At 74.0% G+C, this 19,764-nt stretch carries 19 protein-coding genes and 1 tRNA gene; 10 read left to right on the top strand and 10 right to left on the bottom strand.

Features of this window, described 5'->3' with window-relative positions; genetic code table 11:
- Position 1: 1 nt before the first annotated feature.
- The gene (locus tag KPF47_RS26280) at positions 2-1,237 is read left to right on the top strand and encodes an NAD(P)/FAD-dependent oxidoreductase (protein ID WP_224391494.1); all 1,236 of its coding nucleotides are present in this window, start codon (positions 2-4) and stop codon (positions 1,235-1,237) included.
- On the opposite strand, the gene KPF47_RS26275 is transcribed toward KPF47_RS26280, so the two are convergent.
- Positions 1,214-1,747 (bottom strand): DUF2127 domain-containing protein, encoded by a 534-nt coding sequence (locus KPF47_RS26275; protein ID WP_224391493.1) that lies wholly within the window; start codon positions 1,745-1,747, stop codon positions 1,214-1,216. The two genes, KPF47_RS26280 and KPF47_RS26275, sit on opposite strands and share 24 nt — an antisense overlap.
- Before the next feature lie 122 nt (positions 1,748-1,869).
- On the opposite strand from KPF47_RS26275, the gene KPF47_RS26270 reads away from it, so the two are divergent.
- The gene (locus KPF47_RS26270) at positions 1,870-3,582 is read left to right on the top strand and encodes an MFS transporter (protein ID WP_224391492.1); all 1,713 of its coding nucleotides are present in this window, start codon (positions 1,870-1,872) and stop codon (positions 3,580-3,582) included.
- Between the two features lie 20 nt (positions 3,583-3,602).
- Here the strand turns inward: KPF47_RS26270 and gndA are convergent, their stop codons facing one another.
- The gene (gndA, locus tag KPF47_RS26265) at positions 3,603-5,039 is read right to left on the bottom strand and encodes an NADP-dependent phosphogluconate dehydrogenase (RefSeq protein ID WP_224391491.1); all 1,437 of its coding nucleotides are present in this window, start codon (positions 5,037-5,039) and stop codon (positions 3,603-3,605) included.
- 181 nt (positions 5,040-5,220) lie between these two features.
- On the bottom strand, positions 5,221-6,120 hold the full coding sequence (locus KPF47_RS26260; RefSeq protein WP_224391490.1) for an alpha/beta fold hydrolase: 900 nt from the start codon (positions 6,118-6,120) through the stop codon (positions 5,221-5,223).
- 75 nt (positions 6,121-6,195) lie between these two features.
- On the opposite strand from KPF47_RS26260, the gene KPF47_RS26255 reads away from it, so the two are divergent.
- Positions 6,196-7,020: a sulfite exporter TauE/SafE family protein gene (locus KPF47_RS26255; RefSeq protein ID WP_224391488.1), complete on the top strand. Its 825-nt coding sequence runs from the start codon at positions 6,196-6,198 to the stop codon at positions 7,018-7,020.
- A gap of 46 nt (positions 7,021-7,066) precedes the next feature.
- Positions 7,067-9,427, top strand: coding sequence for a UvrD-helicase domain-containing protein (locus tag KPF47_RS39765; protein ID WP_308015496.1), 2,361 nt, complete (start codon positions 7,067-7,069; stop codon positions 9,425-9,427).
- Here the strand turns inward: KPF47_RS39765 and KPF47_RS26240 are convergent.
- From KPF47_RS26240 to KPF47_RS26225, 4 genes are all read right to left on the bottom strand, one after another.
- Positions 9,424-10,308, bottom strand: a complete 885-nt coding sequence (locus KPF47_RS26240; RefSeq protein WP_308015495.1) for an SCO1664 family protein — start codon at positions 10,306-10,308, stop codon at positions 9,424-9,426. The genes KPF47_RS39765 and KPF47_RS26240 overlap by 4 nt on opposite strands.
- A complete protein-coding gene (locus KPF47_RS26235) occupies positions 10,305-10,889 on the bottom strand; it encodes a DUF3090 domain-containing protein (RefSeq protein WP_060710949.1) in 585 nt (194 codons plus the stop codon). Before KPF47_RS26235 ends, KPF47_RS26240 begins: the two co-directional genes overlap by 4 nt.
- 96 nt (positions 10,890-10,985) lie before the next feature.
- Complete coding sequence (locus KPF47_RS26230; protein WP_224391487.1) at positions 10,986-11,693, bottom strand: histidine phosphatase family protein; 708 nt, start codon at positions 11,691-11,693, stop codon at positions 10,986-10,988.
- Positions 11,694-11,723: 30 nt separating this feature from the next.
- The gene (locus KPF47_RS26225) at positions 11,724-12,545 is read right to left on the bottom strand and encodes an undecaprenyl-diphosphate phosphatase (RefSeq protein WP_224391486.1); all 822 of its coding nucleotides are present in this window, start codon (positions 12,543-12,545) and stop codon (positions 11,724-11,726) included.
- A gap of 168 nt (positions 12,546-12,713) precedes the next feature.
- On the opposite strand from KPF47_RS26225, the gene KPF47_RS26220 reads away from it, so the two are divergent.
- The gene (locus KPF47_RS26220) at positions 12,714-13,658 is read left to right on the top strand and encodes an aldo/keto reductase (RefSeq protein WP_224391485.1); all 945 of its coding nucleotides are present in this window, start codon (positions 12,714-12,716) and stop codon (positions 13,656-13,658) included.
- Positions 13,659-13,763: 105 nt separating this feature from the next.
- Positions 13,764-14,048: a DUF5703 family protein gene (locus KPF47_RS26215; protein WP_255660500.1), complete on the top strand. Its 285-nt coding sequence runs from the start codon at positions 13,764-13,766 to the stop codon at positions 14,046-14,048.
- Between the two features lie 10 nt (positions 14,049-14,058).
- Here the strand turns inward: KPF47_RS26215 and KPF47_RS26210 are convergent, their stop codons facing one another.
- From KPF47_RS26210 to KPF47_RS26200, 3 genes are read right to left on the bottom strand one after another with little or no spacing between them, the layout of a single operon-like run.
- Positions 14,059-14,436 carry a VOC family protein gene (locus KPF47_RS26210; protein ID WP_224391484.1) on the bottom strand — a complete coding sequence of 126 codons (378 nt, stop codon included), beginning with the start codon at positions 14,434-14,436 and terminating at the stop codon, positions 14,059-14,061.
- A 48-nt stretch (positions 14,437-14,484) separates the two neighbouring features.
- Positions 14,485-15,255, bottom strand: a complete 771-nt coding sequence (locus tag KPF47_RS26205; protein ID WP_224391483.1) for an SDR family oxidoreductase — start codon at positions 15,253-15,255, stop codon at positions 14,485-14,487.
- A 51-nt stretch (positions 15,256-15,306) separates the two neighbouring features.
- The gene (locus KPF47_RS26200) at positions 15,307-16,638 is read right to left on the bottom strand and encodes a M20/M25/M40 family metallo-hydrolase (protein ID WP_224391482.1); all 1,332 of its coding nucleotides are present in this window, start codon (positions 16,636-16,638) and stop codon (positions 15,307-15,309) included.
- 99 nt (positions 16,639-16,737) lie between these two features.
- Between KPF47_RS26200 and KPF47_RS26195 the strand changes: the two genes are divergently transcribed.
- The 4 genes from KPF47_RS26195 (at position 16,738) to KPF47_RS26180 (ending at position 19,680) form a co-directional block, all read left to right on the top strand.
- Positions 16,738-16,822: transfer RNA gene (locus KPF47_RS26195), tRNA-Leu, on the top strand.
- A 308-nt stretch (positions 16,823-17,130) separates the two neighbouring features.
- On the top strand, positions 17,131-17,751 hold the full coding sequence (locus KPF47_RS26190; protein ID WP_224391480.1) for a TetR/AcrR family transcriptional regulator: 621 nt from the start codon (positions 17,131-17,133) through the stop codon (positions 17,749-17,751).
- A gap of 61 nt (positions 17,752-17,812) precedes the next feature.
- Positions 17,813-18,604: an alpha/beta fold hydrolase gene (locus tag KPF47_RS26185; RefSeq protein ID WP_224391478.1), complete on the top strand. Its 792-nt coding sequence runs from the start codon at positions 17,813-17,815 to the stop codon at positions 18,602-18,604.
- Positions 18,601-19,680, top strand: a complete 1,080-nt coding sequence (locus KPF47_RS26180) for a DUF2855 family protein (protein ID WP_224391476.1) — start codon at positions 18,601-18,603, stop codon at positions 19,678-19,680. Before KPF47_RS26185 ends, KPF47_RS26180 begins: the two co-directional genes overlap by 4 nt.
- Positions 19,681-19,764 lie beyond the last annotated feature (84 nt).

Here is a 19,764-nt window from a genome sequence, read left to right as displayed (position 1 = left end):
GATGACCGTGCGCGGCCGGGGCGTTGGGCCTGGTGTGGAGCGGACCGGGGTCGTGGTGATCGGCGCGGGCCAGGCGGGCCTGTCGGCGGCGGCCGGGCTGCGGCGCGGCGGGCTGGAGCCGGGCCCCGGGTTCGTCGTGCTCGACGGCGAGGACGGTCCCGGCGGGGCGTGGCGGCACCGGTGGCCCACCCTGCGGATGCGCACGGTGAACGGCATCCACGACGTCGCCGGGGTCCGCTCCGGCTTCGACGCCCCCGACGCCGACCCCGATCTCGCCGCCCGCGACGCCGTACCCGCCTACTTCGCGCGGATCGAGCGCGAGCTGGACCTGCGGGTCGTCCGCCCGGTGCACGTCGACCGGGTGTGCGACACCGGCGGACCGCCGACCATCGACACCGGCGGGCCGCCGACCACCGGCACCGGCGGACCGCCGACCACCGGCACCGGCGGACCGCCGACCACCGGCACCGGCGGACCGCCGACCACCGGCACCGGCGGACCGCTGGCCGTCGAGACCGACCGGGGTACCTGGGTCGCCGACCATCTGGTCAACGCCACCGGTACCTGGACCCGCCCGTTCGTCCCCGCCTACCCGGGTCTCGCGACGTTCCGTGGCACGAGCCTGCACGCCCGCGCCTATCCCGGCCCGGAGGCACTGGCCGGGCAGCGGGTCGTCGTGGTGGGGGGCGGGATCACGGCGGTGCAACTGCTCCTGGAGATCGCCCCGCACGCCGCCGCGACGACCTGGGTCACCCGCCGGGAGCCGGAGTGGCACAGCGCGCCGTTCGGGCCCGAGCAGGGCCGTGCCGCCGTCGCCCGGGTCGAGGAACGGGTCCGGGCCGGACTGCCGCCGCGCAGCGTCGTCGGCGTGACCGGGCTGGGGCTCACCCCCGAGGTGCGGGCCGGGATCGCGGCCGGGGTGCTGGTCCGCAGGCCGATGTTCGCCCGGGTCGTGCCGGACGGTGTGGAGTGGGCCGACGGCACCCACGAGTCCGCGGACGTGCTGCTGTGGGCGACCGGCTGGCGCCCCGCGCTCGGGCACCTCGCGCCGCTGCGGCTGCGCGGTCCGGGCGGCGGGATCGTGCTGGGCGAGCCGCGGGACACCGCCGTCGTCGCCGACCCGCGGGTGCACCTGGTCGGCTACGGCCCCTCGGCGAGCACGATCGGCGCCGACCGGGCGGGCCGGGCCGCGGCCCGCGCCGTCCTGGAGCGGCTACCGGTCGCGGCCGGCACCTGAGCCGGCCGCCTCCCGCCCGAGCAGCCGGTACTCCCGGACCACCAGCACGATGATCGCGAGGTCCAGCGCGGCGAGGAACGGCAGCACGATCGAGTGTGTGTGCCAGGCGTGCACCAGCTCGTAGACGACGAACACGCCGAGGACCACCACCGCGGGCGGGTAGGCGGGGCGCCAGCGGGTGAGCAGGGCGGCGACCAGACCGAGCTTGAGCACGCCGTGCAGCCCGAGGTACACGATCACGAACGTGCGGTCCCCGCCGGCGAACCGGTCGACGCCCTCGGACAGGTGCCGGGCCAGGGTGCCGTCCGGCGGGCCGATCAGGTCGCGGGCGAGGATCTGCGCGGCGACCCGGTGCAGCCAGTCCCCCGACACCAGCACCAGGGCGACGGCGCCGAGGAGCTCCGCGGCGCCGTCGATCCCCTTCACCACCAGCGCGAGGCGGAACAGCTGCTCGGTCCGGCGGGCCGTGGCCGGCGTCGCCGTCGGACCGTCGGGCCGGACGTTAGCCATGCGGGGACTGTAGACCCCGTCCCACCTGGGGATTCCTTTACCCGGGGGAGGATCGGGACGGACCGGACGAGCCGGGCGAGACCGTGGCGCGAAGCTGAGTCGGCGGTCTACAGTTATTAGCGATGCTCAACAATTCGGGACCGGTCGACCGGTACAAGTGGGTCGCGCTGTCGAACACGACGATGGGCGTGCTGATCGTGACGATCAACATGTCGATCCTGTTGATCGCGCTGCCGGACATCTTCCGCGGCATCGGGATCGACCCGCTGGCGCCGGACAACATCGACTACCTGCTGTGGCTGATCATGGGGTACCTGGTCGTCACGGCGGTGCTGGTGGTCAGCTTCGGACGGCTCGGCGACATGTACGGCCGCACCCGCATGTACAACCTGGGTTTCGCCGTGTTCACGGTGTTCTCGGTGCTGCTGGCCGCCACCTGGATGCAGGGCGACGCCGGCGCGGTCTGGCTGATCACGATGCGGGTGCTGCAGGGCGTCGGCGGGGCGCTGCTGCTCGCCAACTCGACCGCGATCCTCACCGACGCCTTCCCGGTGCACCAGCGCGGCCTCGCACTCGGGATCAACTCCGTCGCGGCGATCGCCGGCTCGTTCCTCGGGCTGGTCGTCGGCGGGGTGCTCGCACCGGTCAACTGGCACCTGGTGTTCCTGGTGTCGGTGCCGGTCGGGGTGTTCGGCACGGTCTGGGCCTACGCCCGTCTCCGCGACACCGGCGCCCGTCGCGCGGCCCGGATCGACTGGTGGGGCAACGTGACGTTCGCGGTCGGGCTCGTCGCCGTCCTGATGGGGATCACCTACGGCATCCAGCCCTACGGCGGTGACGTCATGGGCTGGACCAGCCCGCTCGTCCTCGGGCTGATCGGCGGCGGGGTCGTCGTGCTGGGCCTGTTCACCTGGATCGAGCGCCGGGTGCCCGAGCCGATGTTCCACGTCTCGCTGTTCTCGATCCGGGCGTTCACCGCGGGCAACGTCGCGAGCCTGCTGGCCGCGCTGGGCCGTGGCGGCCTGCAGTTCATCCTGATCATCTGGCTGCAGGGCATCTGGCTGCCCGAGCACGGTTTCCCGTTCGAGACGACGCCGCTGTGGGCCGGCATCTACATGGTCCCGTTGACGATCGGGTTCCTCGTCGCCGGCCCGGTGTCGGGCATCCTGTCCGACCGCTACGGCGCCCGCGCCTTCGCCACCGTCGGGATGCTCGGCGCTGCGGCGACGTTCCTCGCACTGCTGGCGCTGCCGGTGGACTTCGACTACCGGGCGTTCGCGCTGCTGCTGGCGCTGAACGGCCTGGCCATGGGCCTGTTCAGCTCCCCGAACCGGGCGGCGATCATGAACTCGCTGCCCGCGCACCAGCGCGGCGCCGGGGCCGGGATGACCTCGACGTTCCAGAACGCGGCGACGGTGCTGTCGATCGGGGTGTTCTTCTCGCTGCTCATCGCGGGGCTGTCGACGACGCTGCCCACGTCGCTGCACGACGGGCTCATGGCCCAGGGCGTGCCGGAACTCGCGGCGGACCGGGTGGCGGCGCTGCCGCCGGTCGGGATCCTGTTCGCGGCGCTGCTGGGCTACAACCCGATCGCGACGCTGCTCGGCCCGCAGGTCCTCGGGGCGCTGTCGCCCGCGCAGTCGGCCTACCTGACGGGCAGGCAGTTCTTCCCGCAGCTGATCTCCGGCCCGTTCGCCGACGGCCTGACCTTCGCGCTGGGCTTCGCCGCCGTCGCCTGCCTGGTCGCCGCGGTCGCGAGCGCACTGCGCGGCGGGAGGTACCACCACGTCGACGACGAGGCCGGTGCGGTGGCCCCGGTCCCCGCCCGGACCTGACCCGGGCGGGGACCGCGGGGTCAGTCCGCGGCGACCTCGCTGCCGTCCTGGCTCCAGCGGGTGTGGAACGCGCCGTCGGCGTCGGTGCGCGCGTAGGTGTGCGCACCGAAGTAGTCGCGCAGGCCCTGGATGAGGTTGGCCGGGCCGCGCTCGCGCCGGTAGCCGTCGTAGTAGGACAGGCTGGAGGAGAACGCGGGGATCGCCACGCCCTGCTCGGTCGCGGTCACCACGACCCGGCGCCACGCGTCCTGCGCGTTCGCCACGGCCTCGGTGAAGTACGGGACCATCAGCAGGTTGTCCAGGTCCGGGTGCGACTCGTAGGCCTCGGTGATCCGGTTGAGGAACTGGGCGCGGATGATGCAGCCGCCGCGCCAGATCCGGGCCATCGCACCGAGGTCGAGGTCCCAGTCGTTGGCCCGGGAGGCGGCGCGCATCTGCGCGAAGCCCTGGGCGTAGGCGACGACCTTGGACGCGTAGAGCGCCTGGCGGATGTCCTCGACCAGCTCGTCGCGGTTCTCCCCCGAGCCCGGGGTCGGGCCGCCCAGCGTGGTCGAGGCCTCCTTGCGCTCGTCGCGCAGGTTGGACAGCGTCCGGGCGAACACGGCCTCGGTGATGCCGGTCAGCGGGACACCGAGGTCGAGCGCGTCGATGGCCGTCCAGCGGCCGGTGCCCTTCTGCTCGGCCTGGTCGACGATCACGTCGACCAGCGGCTTCCCGGTCCGCTCGTCGGTCTTGGCCAGCACGATGCCGGTGATCTCGATGAGGAACGACTCCAGGTCGCCGGTGTTCCACTCCTCGAAGATCTTCCCGATCTCCGGCGCCGAGAGTCCGGCGACGTGCGTGAGCAGGTCGTAGGCCTCGGCGATGAGCTGGATGTCGGCGTACTCGATGCCGTTGTGCACCATCTTGACGTAGTGCCCGGCGCCGCCGGGGCCGACGTGGGTGCAGCACGGGGTGCCGTCGACGTTCGCGGCGATCGCGGTGAGGATCTCCTCGACCTCGCCGTAGGCCTCCTGCGGACCGCCGGGCATGATGCTCGGCCCGTTGAGGGCACCCTCCTCACCGCCGGACACGCCGATCCCCATGAACCGCAGTCCCCGCTCCTCGCAGTACGCGGCGCGACGGTCGGTGTCGGGGAAGTGCGAGTTGCCGGCGTCGATGATGATGTCGCCCTGGTCGAGCAGCGGCGCGAGCTCGTCGATGACGGCGTCGACCGGCTTGCCGGCCTTGACCATCACGACGATCTTGCGCGGGGTCTCCAGCGCGTCCACGAACTCCTGCAGCGACTCGGTGCCGGTGAAGGCCCCCTCGTCGCCGTAGTCCTTGATGAACTCGGTCGTCTTCGCGGTGGTGCGGTTGTGCACCGCCACCGGGAAACCGCGGCGGGCCATGTTGCGGGCCAGGTTGGCCCCCATCACCGCCAGCCCGGTGACCCCGATCCGGCTCTTCTCCGCCATCAGTGCGTCCTCCGTGTCGATGCGTGGGTGTCGATACGTCCGTGGTCGATACGTCCGTGGTCGGTGCGTCCGCGGTCGGTGCGTCCGATGTGCGCGCCCGCCCGGCGCGGGCCGATCCGGGCCGGACCCCATCCTGGCCCGGCGCGGGTGGGGCGCGCGCGGGACGGTCGTGTCCCGTTGGTCACGGCCGGGTTCCCGCCGGCCGATCGTCCCGGTCCCCGGCGGCCAGGAAGCCGGTCAGCAGCTCGGTCGCCCGCTCCGGCGCCTCCTCCGGGATCCAGTGCCCGCAGCCCTCGACGCGCTCGAACCGGAAGTCGTCCACGAACTCCGACGAGCGTCGCATCTGGCCCTCGGTGAGGGCGGCGTCGCCGGCGCTCCACACGCCCAGGACCGGCACCGTGATCCGCGGCAGCTGCGGGATCGAGGTCGGGACGAACGTCGCCGGGTCGATGTTGGCGCGGTACCAGTTCAGCGACGCCGTCAGCGCGCCCGGCCGGGACAGGTCGGCGAGCTGGCGCCGCGGCAGCGGGTGGTCCTCGGGCAGCGACGCGTGCAGCCAGCCGCGCAGGAACTGCCAGTCATCCGCCGGGATCACCTTCTCGGCGACCCCGGGGAACTGGAACCAGAGCATGTACCAGGACATCGCCTTCTGCCGGAACCCGGCGGTGGCGAACGCGACGGGGTGCCCGACGGAGTAGGCGGCGTAGCGGGTGACCCGCGGGGAGGCCAGCGTGACGGCCCAGCCGAGCGAGGCGCCCCAGTCGTGTCCGGCCAGGGCGAACCGGTCGATCCCCAGCGCGTCGGCGACGCCGAGGACGTCGGCGACCAGGGCGCGCATCCGGTAGTGCTCGACCTCCGCGGGCCGGTCGGAGTCGCCGAAGCCGCGCAGGTCCGGGACGACGACCCGGTACCCGGCCTCGGCGAGCGCGGACACCTGGTGGGTCCAGAGGGTGGCGCGGTCCGGCCAGCCGTGCAGCAACACGACCGGCGCGCCGTCGCCGCCGGTGTCGTGCACGGAGAGTGTGACCTCGGGCAGCGTCGTGCCGGGGACGGTGATCCGCTGCGGGGCGGGGAAGGTCATGGGCCGACCGTATCCCGGTTCCCGCCCGCTGGGACGGTGCACGCCCGTGCGGCGTGCGGGGGCGACACTGGCCCGATGGTCCGCCTCTCCCCCGACACCGACCAGGACGGCCGCGTCGGACCGGTGGGGGTGGTCGGGCTCGTCGGCGGCGTCGTCGGCGGCATGATCGGTGGCGGCAGCGGGGTGCTGTTCGTGCCCGCGCTCGCCCGGTTCACCCGGTTGACCCGGGCCCGGATCCACGGGTCGACGACGATCTCGAACATCGGCGTCTGCGTCGCGGGGGCGGCCGCCTACGCCCTCGCCGGCGGTGCGCTGGACCTGCGGACCGGGGCCGGTCTGATCGTCGGCGGGACCGTGGGCGGCTGGGTCGGCCCGAAGCTGCTGGCCCGCGCGTCGGAGACCCTGCTGCGGGTGCTGCTGGTCGCCGTCCTGGTGCTGACGGCGGCGAAGCTCGTCGTCGACGCGCTGGGCGTGCCGCTGCTGGCCGGGGCGCTGGTGCCCCCGTGGCTGGTCGCGCAGCCGTGGTTCCTCTACCCGACGGCGACGCTGACCGGCCTGGTCATCGGCGCCTGGGCCGGGGCGATGGGGCTGGGCGGCGGGCTGCTGGCGGTGCCCGCGATGGTGCTGCTGTTCGGCACCGACCTGCACGTGGCCGCCGGGACCTCGTTGCTGACGTTCATCCCGAACTCGATCGTCGGCACCGTCGTGCACCTGCGTCAGGGCACCGCCTCGGCACGCTGGGGCACGCTGCTGGCGGTGACCTCGGCGCCCGGCACGGTGGCCGGTGCGGCCCTGGGGCTGGCGCTGGACGCACGGGTGCTGGGCTTGGTGTTCGGGACCTTCGCGACGGCGATGGCGGTCCTCGAGACCGTCGGTCTTCTCCGCCGCCGACGACGATGACCTGCACGGACATGCGGAGAGCGGCAGGATCGCGCTACTCTACGGGGTGCGCTCAGAACACGAGAACGTGGACCTGCACCTCAAGTATAACACGGCCGGGAAGCCCCCGGCGACCCCCGACTCCGGGTACGAGGCGGAGCTCGCCGAGGAGACCCGGAACCTGCGGTGGCTGCACGCCCTGCTCGACGCGGAGCTGGCCGACGCCGACGGCTTCGCCCGCGGCGCCGCGGCCGAGCGGGCCGGGGAGCAGCTGAGCGCCCGCTGGGAGCGCGAGGTCTCGGTGCAGCGCTGGTCGGAGCGGGCGCGGGCGCTCACCGCGGCCCGGGCCGGGCTGTGCTTCGGCCGTCTCGACCCCGCCGGGGCCGCAGGCGGCCCGGGTGCCCCGGCCCCGACCCGGGCGGGCCGGATCGGGCTGACCGACCCGGGCGACGGCGAGAGCGCGCTGGTCGACTGGCGGGCCCCGGCGGCGCGGCCGTTCTACTGCGCCACGCCGGTCACCCCGCTCGGCGTGGGCCGGCGCCGGCACTACACGGTCGCGGGTACCGCCCCGCAGGAGCGCGTCGTGGCCTTCCACGACGACCTCCTCGACATCGACATCGGCACCGGCACCGGCACCGAGGGTGCCGCCGCGGGCCCGGTCACGGTGTCGGCGTCGGACCCGGCACTGCTCGCCGCGCTCACCGCGCCGCGCGGCACGCGGATGTGCGACATCGTCACGACGATCCAGTCCGAGCAGGACGAGATCATCCGGTTGCCGCTGTCGGGCACCGTCGTGATCGAGGGCGGGCCGGGGACCGGCAAGACCGCCGTCGCGCTGCACCGGATCGCGTACCTGCTCTACACCCACCGCGAGCGGCTGGCACGCAGCGGCGTGCTCGTCGTCGGACCGAGCGCGGGGTTCGTGCACTACGTCGGCGGGGTGCTGCCCGCGCTCGGCGAGTCCGCGGTCGTGTTCACCACCCCGGGACGCCTCGCGCACGGCGTCGTCGCGGAGGCGACCGACCCGCCGGGGACGGCCCGGCTCAAGGGCGACCTCACCATGGTCGACGTGCTGCGCCGCGCCGTCGACGACCGTCAGCAGCTGCCCGGGGCACCGGTCGCGATCGAGATGGACGACGTCACCGTCGAGATCGACACGGCGCTGGCCGCCGAGGCGCGCCGCCGGGCCCGCGCGACCGGGCGGCCGCACAACACCGCCCGCGCCACGTTCCGCGACACCCTCGGACGTCTGCTCGTGGACCAGGGGCTGGAGCGGCTCGAGGTCGGGCTCGAGGACCCGCCGGAGCTCGCGGAGCTGCTCGCCGGGCTGGACATCCCGGAGATCGAGCCCGCCGGGGCGGCCGAGGTGTCGGCCGAGATGCGGGCGGAGCTGCGCGACGCGGTGCGCACCGACCCGCGGTTCCACGACGCCGTCGAGGCGCTGTGGCCGGTGCTGACCCCCCGGCGCGCGCTGACCGAGCTGTACGCCGACCTCGACCGGTTGGCCTCCGCCGGGGCCGGGGAGGACCTGTCCGCGCTGCACCGCGCGCCGGGCGCCCCGTGGACGGTGGCCGACGCGCCGTTGCTCGACGAGCTGGCCGAGCTCCTGGGCCCGGTCCCTGGGTCCGCACCGGCCGCGGCCGCGGAGCCGGACAGCGCCTACGCCGCCGAGGTCCTGACCGTGCTCGAGTCCGCGGACCGGTCGCTGGCCGGGGAGGACCCCGACGAGCTGCGCCCCACCGACTTCGTGACCGCCGACATGCTCGCCCGTCGCCACGTCGCCGGGGTGCCGCTGACCGTGGCCGAGCGCGCGGCCGCCGACCGCGACTGGCGCTACGGGCACCTCGTCGTCGACGAGGCGCAGGAGCTGTCCGCGATGGACTGGCACGTGCTGCTCCGGCGCTGCCCGGCGCGGTCGATCACCGCGGTCGGCGACCTCGCCCAGCGCAGTGCCCCGGCCGGTGCCCGGGCCTGGGACGACGTGCTCGCCCCGCACCTGGCCGGACGGTGGACCCACCGCACGCTGACGGTGAACTACCGGACGCCCTCGGAGATCATGGACGCCGCCGCACGGGTACTGGCGACCTACGCCCCGGACCGTCGCCCGCCGGAGTCGGTGCGCAGCACCGGTGAACCGCCCCGGACGCACACGGTCCCGGCCGGGGAGCTCGCCGCCGCGGTCCGCCGGATCGTCGACGACGAGCGGGCCCGCACCCCCGGCGGGACCGTCACCGTGATCGCCCCGCCGGGGACGGACGCGGGGTCTCCGGGCGTACCGGTGCACACCCCGGTCTCGGCGAAGGGCCTGGAGTTCGACGCCGTCGTGATCGTCGACCCGGAGCGGATCCGGGCGACCGACCCCGCGGACCTCTACGTCGCGATGACCCGCGCGACCCAGCGGCTCACGATCCTGGAGGTGACCGGCTAGAACGCGGGCCAGGGGATGGCCGGGCCGTGACCGTCCGGGCCGGGGAAGCGCGGCTCGGCGAGCAGGCGGTCGATCCGGGAGCGCATCGCCGCGACCTCGCGGCGGGTGACGTGTGCGCCGAGCACGTCGGCGAACGAGTCCGCCAGCCGGGCGCGCAGCTCCTTGAGCACGGCCGTGTGCTCCTCGCCGAGCTCGTCACCGACCCAGCCCCACAGGACGGTGCGCAGCTTCGGCTCGGAGTGCAGGGTCAGGCCGTGGTCGACGCCGTAGACCCCGCCGTCGCCGGCCACGATCACGTGCCCGCCCTTGCGGTCGGCGTTGTTGACCACGACGTCGAACAGCGCCATCGCCCGCAGCTGCGGGTCGTCGGCGTGCACCAGCACGACCGGGTCCCCGGCGCCGTCGCGGGCGCGCAGCACGGGCAGCCAGCCGCTCGGGATCTCGTGCGGTTCGCACAGCTCGACCAGCGACTCGGTGACGAGCTGCACGGTCTCCTCGGTGACGTCGCCGTCGAGCTCGTCACCGAGGTCGCCGGCCGGGTCGGTCAGGGCGCTCTCGTCGCCCGAGGAGACCCAGGCCTGCACCATCCCGGGTCCGAACGGGGCCTCGTCACGCAGCACGGTGGGCGGCACCACGTCCAGCCCCGAGACCTGCGAGACGAGGAAGGCGCCGACCTCGCGCCCGGCGAGGGTGCCGTCCGGGAAGTCCCACAACGGCCGCTCCCCGCGGACCGGCTTGTACACGCAGCGCAGGTCGACGCCGTCGAGCGAGACGGTGCCGAACAGGGTCGCGTTGGACGCGTCGACCATCCGGCCGGTGATGTCCATGCGACCGGTGCGCAGGACCTCGAACACGGCCGGGTCGCGCAGGTCGAGGGTCACTCCGTCCCGGCCACGGGGTTGCGGTCGTGGTAGCCGTTGAGGCGCACGCAGACGTGGCCCTCCGGGTCGAGCGGCTCGGCACACAGCGGGCACGGCGCGCGGCCGGCGTCGACGACCTTCTCGGCGCGCTCGGCGAAGGACTTCGCCGCCGTCGGGGACAGGAACACGCGCAGCGCGTCCGGTCCCTCCTCGGTGTCGTCGAGCACGACCGACTCGTCGATCTCCTCCTCGGTGACCGCGAGCAGCTCGACGACGATCGAGCTCGAGTCCGCGTCCCAGCCCAGGCCCATGGTCCCGACCCGGAACTCCTCCTCCAGCGGGACCGCGAGCGGGTCGTTGTCCGACGAGCCGGTGGCCACCGTGGTGCCCAGCAGGTTGTCCTCGCCGAAGCGTTTGGACACCTCGCCGAGCAGCGCCGTGATGCGTTCGGCCAGCACCGACACCTGCTGTTTCTCCAGCAGGACGCTGATGGTGCGGCTGCTCTCGATCGCCTGCAGGTAGAAGGCTCGATCGCCGGGCTCGCCGACGGTCCCGGCCACGAAGCGGTCGGGTCGGCGGAAGACGTGGATGACGCGAGCCATGACCTTTCCCAGGGTAGGCGTATCCGGCTCCGGGGGCATCCCCGCGGGCGCCCGTGGGTGCGGCCGTCGCGGCGATGCGAGGTGGATCACCCCGCGTCAGGCGTTGGTGGATCCCCCCACCACAGCGTCGGAGGCGTTCACCGGCGGCTCCGCGCCCTCGGCGGGCTTCGGCTTCGGGACCAGGCTCGCGACGTCGCCGGACTGCTCGTTCATCCGCGCGACGAACGGGCGCAGCTCGGTGTAGGTGACGACGCTCACCGAGCAGGTGTCGACCACGATCCGCTGGAAGTTGTCGAGGTGGCTGGCCAGCGCGTCGGCCAGGATCGCCTTGATCACGTCGCCGTGGCTGCAGGCCAGCAGGATCGCGTCGTCACCGTGCTCGGCCCGGACCCGGGTGACGTGGCGGCGGATCGCCGCGACCGAGCGGGCCTGCATCCCGGCCAGGGACTCACCGTCCGGGAAGGTCGCGGCCGACGGGTGCGCCTGGACGACCTTCCACAGGTCCTCCTTGAGCAGGTCGGTGATCTTCCGCCCGGTCCACGCGCCGTAGTCGACCTCGGCGAGGTCGTCCTCGACCACCGGCTCCAGGCCGCGGGCCGCCACGAGCGGCGCGACGGTCTGGCGGCACCGCTCCATCGGGGAGGTCACGACCGAGGCGATCGGCAGGGCGGCGAGGCGGTCGACGACGGCCGCCGCCTGCTCCCGGCCGCGGTCGTCGAGCTCCACACCGGGGGTGCGACCGGCCAGCACGCCCGCCGTGTTCGCGGTGGACCGGCCGTGCCGCAGGAGGATCAAGGTCGTCACGTCGCACGAGGCTACGCGGCGCGCCGCCGATCAGTACGCGCTGACCGCGCCGAGCGAGAGCGCGGCGAGCAGGGCGGCGCCCAGCGCGATCCGGTAGGCCACGAAGACGTAGACGGTGTTGTTCTCCACGAACCGCAGCAACCAGGCGATCACCGCGTAGCCGACGACGAACGCGATGACCACCGCGACCAGCATCTGCGGCCCGGACGGGCCGTCGCCGGCGAACACGTCGGGCAGGGTGAACAGGCCCGCCCCGAACACGGCCGGGATGGCCAGCAGGAAGGAGTACCGCGCGACCGCGGGCCGGGTCAGACCCAGGAACAGGCCCGCGGTGATCGTGCCGCCGGACCGGGAGACGCCCGGGATCAGTGCCATCGCCTGGGCGAAGCCGAGCAGGACACCGTCCTTCCAGGTGATCTTCTCCATGGGCTTGGTCTGCGTCCCGAACCGCTCGGCCAGCCCGAGCAGGACACCGAACACGATCAGCATCACGGCGACCAGCCACAGGTTCCGCGCGACGCCCTCGATCTGGTCCTTGAGCAGCACCCCGAGCACCGCGATCGGGACCGACCCGATGATGACCAGCCAGGCCAGCCGGTAGTCGTCGGTCGCGCGCACCCCGGCGTCGCGGAACCCGCGCACCCAGGTCGTGAACAGGTGCCAGATGTCCTTGGCGAAGTAGACGATCACCGCGGCCTCGGTGCCGATCTGGGTGACGGCGGTGAACGCGGCCCCCGGGTCGCCGCCGAACCCGACCGCCGAGACGATCCGCAGGTGCGCCGAGGACGACACCGGCAGGAACTCGGTCAGCCCCTGGACGATCCCGAGGACCACGACCTCCAGCCAGCTCACGAACGGCTCCCGTCACGGCCGCGGTCCCGGGTGCTCCGGTCCGGTGTCGCCCGGTCCTGACGGCTCGGCTCCTGGATGATCACGGGCCGTCACCGTACTCGCCGAGACGGGCGTCACTCTGCGCGCCCTCACCGGTCCCGGCGGCCCGCGCGCCTAGGCTCGGCGACCGTGCAACGCAGACCGGTGGGCGGCAGCGGCCTCGAGGTGTCGCGGGTCGGCCTGGGCACCATGACCTGGGGCGAGGACACCTCCCCGGCTGACGCGGCGGACCAGCTCAAGGCGTTCGCCGACGTCGGCGGGACCCTGGTCGAGACCGCCGAGGACTACGGCGCCGGCGCCGCCCAGCAGGTGCTCGGCGGGCTGCTGCGGGGCACCGTCCGTCGCGACGACCTCGTCCTCGCGGGGCGCGGCACGACCGTCGGCGCCGCCGAGCCCGCCTCGCGTTCGGCCCTTCTCCGGTCGCTCGACGACACCCTGCGGCGGCTCGGCACCGAACACCTGGACCTGTGGCAGTTCCCCGGCTGGGACCCCCGGGTGCCGCTGGACGAGACGCTGTCCGCGGTGCAGGTCGCCGTCTACTCCGGACGGGTGCGCTACGCCGGCCTGGTGGCCCCGGCCGGCTGGCAGCTGGCGACGGTCGCGGGCAGCGCCGCGGCCGGGCCCGACCCCGCGGTCTGCCGTCCGGTGTCGGCGCAGGTGGAGTACTCCCTGCTCGCCCGGGAGCCGGAGGCCGAGCTGCTCCCCGCCGCCCGGCACCACGGCCTCGGGCTGCTGGCCTGGGCCCCGCTGGGGCGAGGGGTGCTGACCGGCAAGTACACCGACGGGACCCCGGCCGACTCGCGGGGCGCGAGCGCGCTGCTGGCGTCCTACGTGGAGGCGCGCCGCACCGAGCACTCGGCACGGATCGTGCAGTCGGTGCTCACCGCCGCCGACGGTCTCGGCACCTCGCCGCTGTCGGTGGCGCTGACCTGGGTGCGGGACCGTCCGGGGGTGGCCTCGGCCGTCGTCGGGGCGCGGGACGCCGCCCAGCTGCGGGCCTCGCTCGCGGCCGAGGACCTCGTGCTGCCCGCCGAGATCCGCACCGCGCTCGATGATGTGAGCGACCCCGTCTGAGCCTCCCCCGCCGGCCGGGGCGCCCCTTACAGTGGGAATGCCCGACGCGACACCCACCGTTCATCCGGTGGGCACCGACGAGCACGGCACGACCGGGAGGCACGCATGACCGAGGGCACGGGGAACGGGTCGGAGGACTCCGCCGCCGGGAATCGGGTGGCCGGGACTCGGGACGGCGACGGCTGGACCGACGACCGGTACGAGTACCGCCCGGTCCGCATCGAGGGCGACGTCTCCCGGCTCACGGCGTCGGTGCGGCTGGCGATTCAGGCCGAGTTCTCCGGCTGGGAGCTGTCCCGGCTGCGGCTCTACCCCGGCGGCGTGCGCAAGATCGTGCTCCGGCGACGGCTGGACGACCGGCAGGGCCTGCTGCCGGAGCCCACCTTCTGACCGGCGGCGCTCAACCGCCGTAGGGCACCGTGATGATCTCCATCCGGTGCCCGGACGGGTCGTCGAAGTAGACACCCCGGCCGCCGTCATCGGTGTTGAGCTCGCCGGGACGGCTCTTGCCGGGGTCCGCCCAGTACTGCTGCCCGCGTCCGGTGATCCGGGCGAACGCGGCGTCGAACTCCTCATCGGAGACGAGGAACGCGTAGTGCTGCGGGACGATCGCGGCGGGGTCGGCGTCCATGAAGTCCAGGTCGACACCGTTCGCGACGCGCACGACCCGGAACGGCCCGAACGACGTCGGCTCGGGCAGCCCCAGGATCTCCGCCAGGTAGGCGGCCCCGGCGCGACTGTCGCGGGAGTGGACGATGGTGTGGTTCAGCTCGGCCATGCCCTCCAGGATGTGACCTGCACCGCGGTCCAGGTCAAGCCCGGTTCCTCAGGCGTCCTTCCACCCGACCTCCGGCGGCGCACCCGCCCCGCGCGGGCTGGGCACCCCGCGGACGCCGTAGGGGGCGGGCTCGCGGCCGGGCTGGACGTACCAGCACTCGCCGGGCTCGCCCCGCTGCAGGATCTGCTCGATCCCGGCGGCGACGTCGTCGGCCCCCAGCAGCGGGAAGTCGCCGAACTGGGCACGCACGTTGCCGATCAGCGGGGTGTCGGCGAACCCGGGGCAGACCGCCGTGACCCGGATGCCCTCCCCCGCCAGCGCCGGGCCCGCGGCCCGGACGTAGCCGACGACGGCGTGCTTGGTCGCGGTGTAGAGCGCGTCGCCGGGCAGACCGATCAGCCCGGCCAGCGAGGCGGTCGCCACCACGTGTCCGCCGCCGGCGCGGCGCAGCGCCGGCACGGCGGCGTTCAGCCCGAACACCACGTGGTCCAGGTTCACCCCGACGATGCGCCGGTACCCCTCCAGGTCGAGGTCCTCGACGCCGGACTGCCCGGCGGTCGTGCCGGCGTTGAGCAGCACGACGTCGAGCCGCCCGAAGCGCTCCTCCGCCGCGGCCACCGCGCCGGCCATCGCCGCCGGGTCGGTGACGTCGGCCGGGTGGGCGAGCCCACCCACCCGCTCCGCGACGGCCGCGGCGCCGTCGGCGTCCCGGTCGACGACCACGATCCGTGCACCCGCCGCCGCCAGCCGGTCCACCGCGGCCGCGCCGATGCCCGACGCGCCCCCGGTGACCAGGGCGACCTTGCCCGAGAGATCCATACCGTCACCCTGCCACCCGCGGGCCGGTCCGTCACGGCGCCGGAGCGGAGGTCAGACCGTGCGCAGGAAGCGGTCCAGCACCCGGGTGCCGAACCGCAGCGCGTCCACCGGGACCCGCTCGTCGATGCCGTGGAACAGCGACGCGAAGTCCAGCTCCGGGGGCAGCCGCAGCGGCGCGAAGCCGTAGCACTTCATGCCCAGGGTCGAGAACGCCTTCGCGTCGGTCCCCCCGGACAGCATGTAGGGGACGATCTCGGCGGTCGGGTCCTCGGTGCGCAGCGCGGCCTGCATCGCGTCGGTCAGCGCGCCCTCGAAGGGTGTCTCCACCGCGGGCAGGTCGGTGACCCACTCACGCTCGACGTCCGGGCCGAGCAGCTCGTCGACCTCGCGCAGGAACGCCTCCTCGCGGCCCGGCAGCACCCGGCAGTCGACGACCGCCTCCGCCGTCGACGGGATGACGTTGGCCCTGTACCCGGCCTGGAGCATCGTCGGGTTCGCGGTGTCCCGGACGGTGGCACCGATGATCCGCGAGATCGGTCCGAGCTTGGCCAGGGCGCCCTCGAGGTCGTCCTCCGGGTACTCGACACCGGTCAGCTCGGTCATCCGGTCCAGGAACGCCTGCACCGTGTCGGTGATCGTCAGCGGGAACGTGTGGTTCCCGAGCCGCGCGACGGCCTCGGCCAGGATGGTGACGGCGTTGTCGTCGTGCAGGAACGAACCGTGGCCGGGCTTGCCCTTGGCCCGCAGCCGCATCCAGGCGATGCCCTTCTCCGCGGCCTCAACCAGGTAGGCCCGCTGGTCCTCGCCGAGGGTCAGCGAGAACCCGCCGACCTCGCCGACGGCCTCGGTGCACCCCTCGAAGAGGTCCGGCCGGTGCTCGACGAGCCACTGCGCGCCCCACCTGCCGCCGGCCTCCTCGTCGGCGACGAAGGCCCACACGATGTCCCGCGGCGGGACGACGCCCTCACGCTTGAACCGGCGGGCTACCGCCAGCATCATCGCGTCCATGTCCTTCATGTCGACGGCGCCGCGGCCCCACACGTAGCCGTCCTGCACCGCCCCGGAGAACGGGTGCACCGACCACTCGCCCGCGTCCGCGGGGACGACGTCGAGGTGGCCGTGCATCAGCAGCGCGCCGCGGCTGCGGTCGGCGCCCTCCAGCCGGGCGATCACGTTCATCCGCTTCGGCATGCCGGACTCGACGAGCTCGACCTCGTAGCCGACCTCACGCAGCTTGTCCGCCACGTAGTCGGCGGCCTCGGCCTCCCCGGCGAGGGTCTCGGGGTCGGCGGTGTTGGTCGTGTCGATCCGGATCAGCTCCGAACACAGCTGCACGACCTCGGCCTCGGCGCTGCTCGGATCGTCGTTCGCTGGAGCGGTCATGGACGTCGTTCTACCACCGGCGACGCGTGCCGACCCCGCCGCAGCCCGGCCGCAGGGCTGGGCTACGCTTCCCCCACGACGCGATCGAGAGATCGCGACGTCCGAGTGGCGGAATGGCAGACGCGCTAGCTTGAGGTGCTAGTCCCCGTATAAGGGGGTGGGGGTTCAAGTCCCCCCTCGGACACCGACCGGTTCTCCCGGCACGTGATGGAGAACGAGTCCACGTCGGTACTCGGTGGAGGACGACCGGCGGGTGGCGCTCACCGTCACCGGTCGGTCGACATCCTCGTGCCCCTGCGGCCACGATCCGGTCCGACTGCGCGCGTCCGGTTCCCCGGCGTTGCCCGCAACGGTCCGGTCCGGTCCTGTCGGCCCGCGCCCGCCGGCCGTCGGGGTCACCGGCAGGGACTCCGCGGCGCGGAGTCCGGGGTGACACCGTAGCGACGTCCGCCGGGCCACCGGCGACGCGGCGACCTCGGACAGGGGGCAGGGTTGGGCACCTCCGGCGGCCGGCGGACGCAGGATCAACGACGCGCCGAGACCGAGCGACGGGTCGTCGACGCCGCGATCGACCTGATCGCCGGCGCGGGGTCCCGCCGGCTCACCCTGGCCCGGGTGGGAGAGGTCGCCGGCTACAGCCGCGGCATCGTCTACCACCACTTCGGCGGACGCGAACAGCTGGTCAGGGCGGTACTCGAACGGGTGCGGACCATGGACCTGCCCGGGTACGACGGCGACGGCCTCCGGCAGGTCACCCGCGTCGTCCACACCTATCTGACGACGGCCGCCGGGCACTCCCCCTCCAGCCGCGCCTTCCACCAGCTGTGGATGGAGGCGCTGGCAGCGGATCCGGTGGTGCAGCCGATGTTCGGTGAGCACGACGACGACTTCCAGCAGTTCCTGTCCGCGGCCATCGAGCGGGGGCGCTCCGACGGGTCGATACGTCCCGACCTCGACGTCGCCGCCGCCGGGGCCGTCGTGATGGCCCTCCTCCGGGGAACCTCCGTCCAGCTCGCCGCGCTTCCACCGGGCGTCGGACGGGACGCCGTCATCACCGAGGCCGTGCGGTTCGCGGGTGCGGCGTTCGAGCCCGTCGCGCCCGGGCGCCACTGACCCCGTCCGTCCGACCCCCACCCGGGATGACAGGGACCACATCGGTGTCTATGTTACTTGCATGCATGCACACAACTCATCGTCGCACAGCGGTCCGCCCGTCGTCCTCGTGCACGGCAACCCCGAGACCGCGGAGGTCTGGAACCCGCTCCTCGCCCAGCTCGGCCGGACGGACGTCCTCACCCTGTCCCCACCCGGATTCGGGCAACCCGCGCCGTCCGGGTTCGCCGCGACCGTCGACGGCTACCAGCAGTGGCTGATCGCGATGCTGGAGCGGTTCCGGGAGCCGGTCGACCTGGTGGGCCACTCACTCGGTGGCATGCACGTGGCCCAGGTGGCCATGAGCCGGCCGGACCTGATCCGCAGCTGGGCCTCCGCCGCACTGGGGCTCTTCGCGCCCGACTACCAGTGGCACGACCGGGCGAGGACGTGGCAGCAGGAGGGCGCGGGCGAGGAGTCCGTCCGGCAGATCTTCGGCGGGACGCTGGACCACCGCCTGGCCGTGGCCACCGGTATCGGCATGACGGGTCCCACCGCCGAACGCGTCGCCGCGGGCTTCGACGACGGCATGGGGCGCGCGGTCCTCACCCTCCTGCGGTCCGCGGCGCAGCCCGTCATGGCGGACGCCGGGCGACGCCTGGCCGCGGCGCGACGACGGCCCGGTCTCGCGCTGCTGGCCATGGCGGACACCGGCGCCTCGGCGGGGACGCTCGACCAGCACCGACGCATGGCAGAACTCAGCGGCGCGACGATCGCGGAGCTGGCGGGGGTCGGTCACTGGTGGCCCCTCGAGGATCCCCGCCCGGCCGCCGCGGCCCTGTCCGCGTTCTGGGACGAGCTGAACGGCCGATGACCACGACGTCCCGGCCCCCGGCGCGGGCCGGCCGTGGCCACTCGCGCGTCCTGGAGGTGTCGACCGCCGCCGGACCCGGGACGACCCGCGTCGTCGACGAGCCGCTCGCACCGACGGACCGGGGGACCTCCGTCCTGCGGATCCACCGGTTCGCCGTGACCTCGAACAACGTCTCCTACTTCCGTACCCGGGACCAGCTGGGTCACGGACGGGCCTTCCCCGCGGCGTCCGGCTGGATGCGCGTACCCGTGTGGGGGGACGCGACCGTGGTCGACGGGGCGAGCGGGGGTCCGCGGGAAGGTACCCGGGTCATCGGCTACCTGCCGATGGCGACCACCGTGGCCATGTCGCTGGAACCGCGTACGGACGGCACGCTCGTCGAGACCTCCGCCGGCCGCTCCCACCTGCCGCCGATCTACCAGCAGTACCGGGTCGTCGAGTCCCCCGCCGACGGTCTCGAGCTCGCGACGCTCCACATCGAGGCGCTCGCCAGCGCCCTCGTACCCGACCTCGTCGGCGCCGGGGTCGAGCACGTACTGATCTCCAGCGCCGGGAGCAAGACGGGGCAGGCACTCGCCTTCCTGCTCGCCGAGGCCGGAGTGGCCTGCACGGGTCTGACCGGGGACCGGTCCGCCCCGGGCGGGAACGCCGCGGCCCTGGTCGGCTACGACGACCTGTCCTCGCTGTCGGTGCCTCCCGGATCGGTGTTCCTCGACATCGCCGGCGACCCACGGCTGCGGGGCCGGATCGTGGCGCAGTGCGGAGGCGCCCTGGCCCGCACGCTGGGGATCGGCGGCACCCGTCTCGCCGGCCCGATCCCCGCGGAGTACGCGGGACCGGCGTCGCCGGTGGTGGAGCGCTACGGCGCCGGTCCACGGCTGGCCGAGATGGAGCGCGAGCAGGGCACCGATGCCGTACGGCTCCTGCGGGAGCGGACCCGGCTCCGGCTTCTCGCGTGGGCCCGCGAGACGGTCACCGTCCGTCGCCTCGACGGTCTCGGTGCGGCCGCCGCCGTCTGGCCGGGAATCGTGCGCGGAGGACACGGGGCCACGGAGATCCACCTCGTGGCGCCGTAGCCCGGTCCGCGGTCCGGACCCGGCAGGATCGATCGACGCCTCCGGGCACGGGGCCCCGGTCCGGTCGGCCCGGCACCCCGCGGG

This window comes from Pseudonocardia sp. ICBG1293 (genome assembly GCF_020131355.1).
Classification (GTDB): Bacteria; Actinomycetota; Actinomycetes; order Mycobacteriales; family Pseudonocardiaceae; genus Pseudonocardia.
Note: the sequence above shows the minus strand (reverse complement) of the source record. Positions and strands in the feature narration are given on the sequence as shown.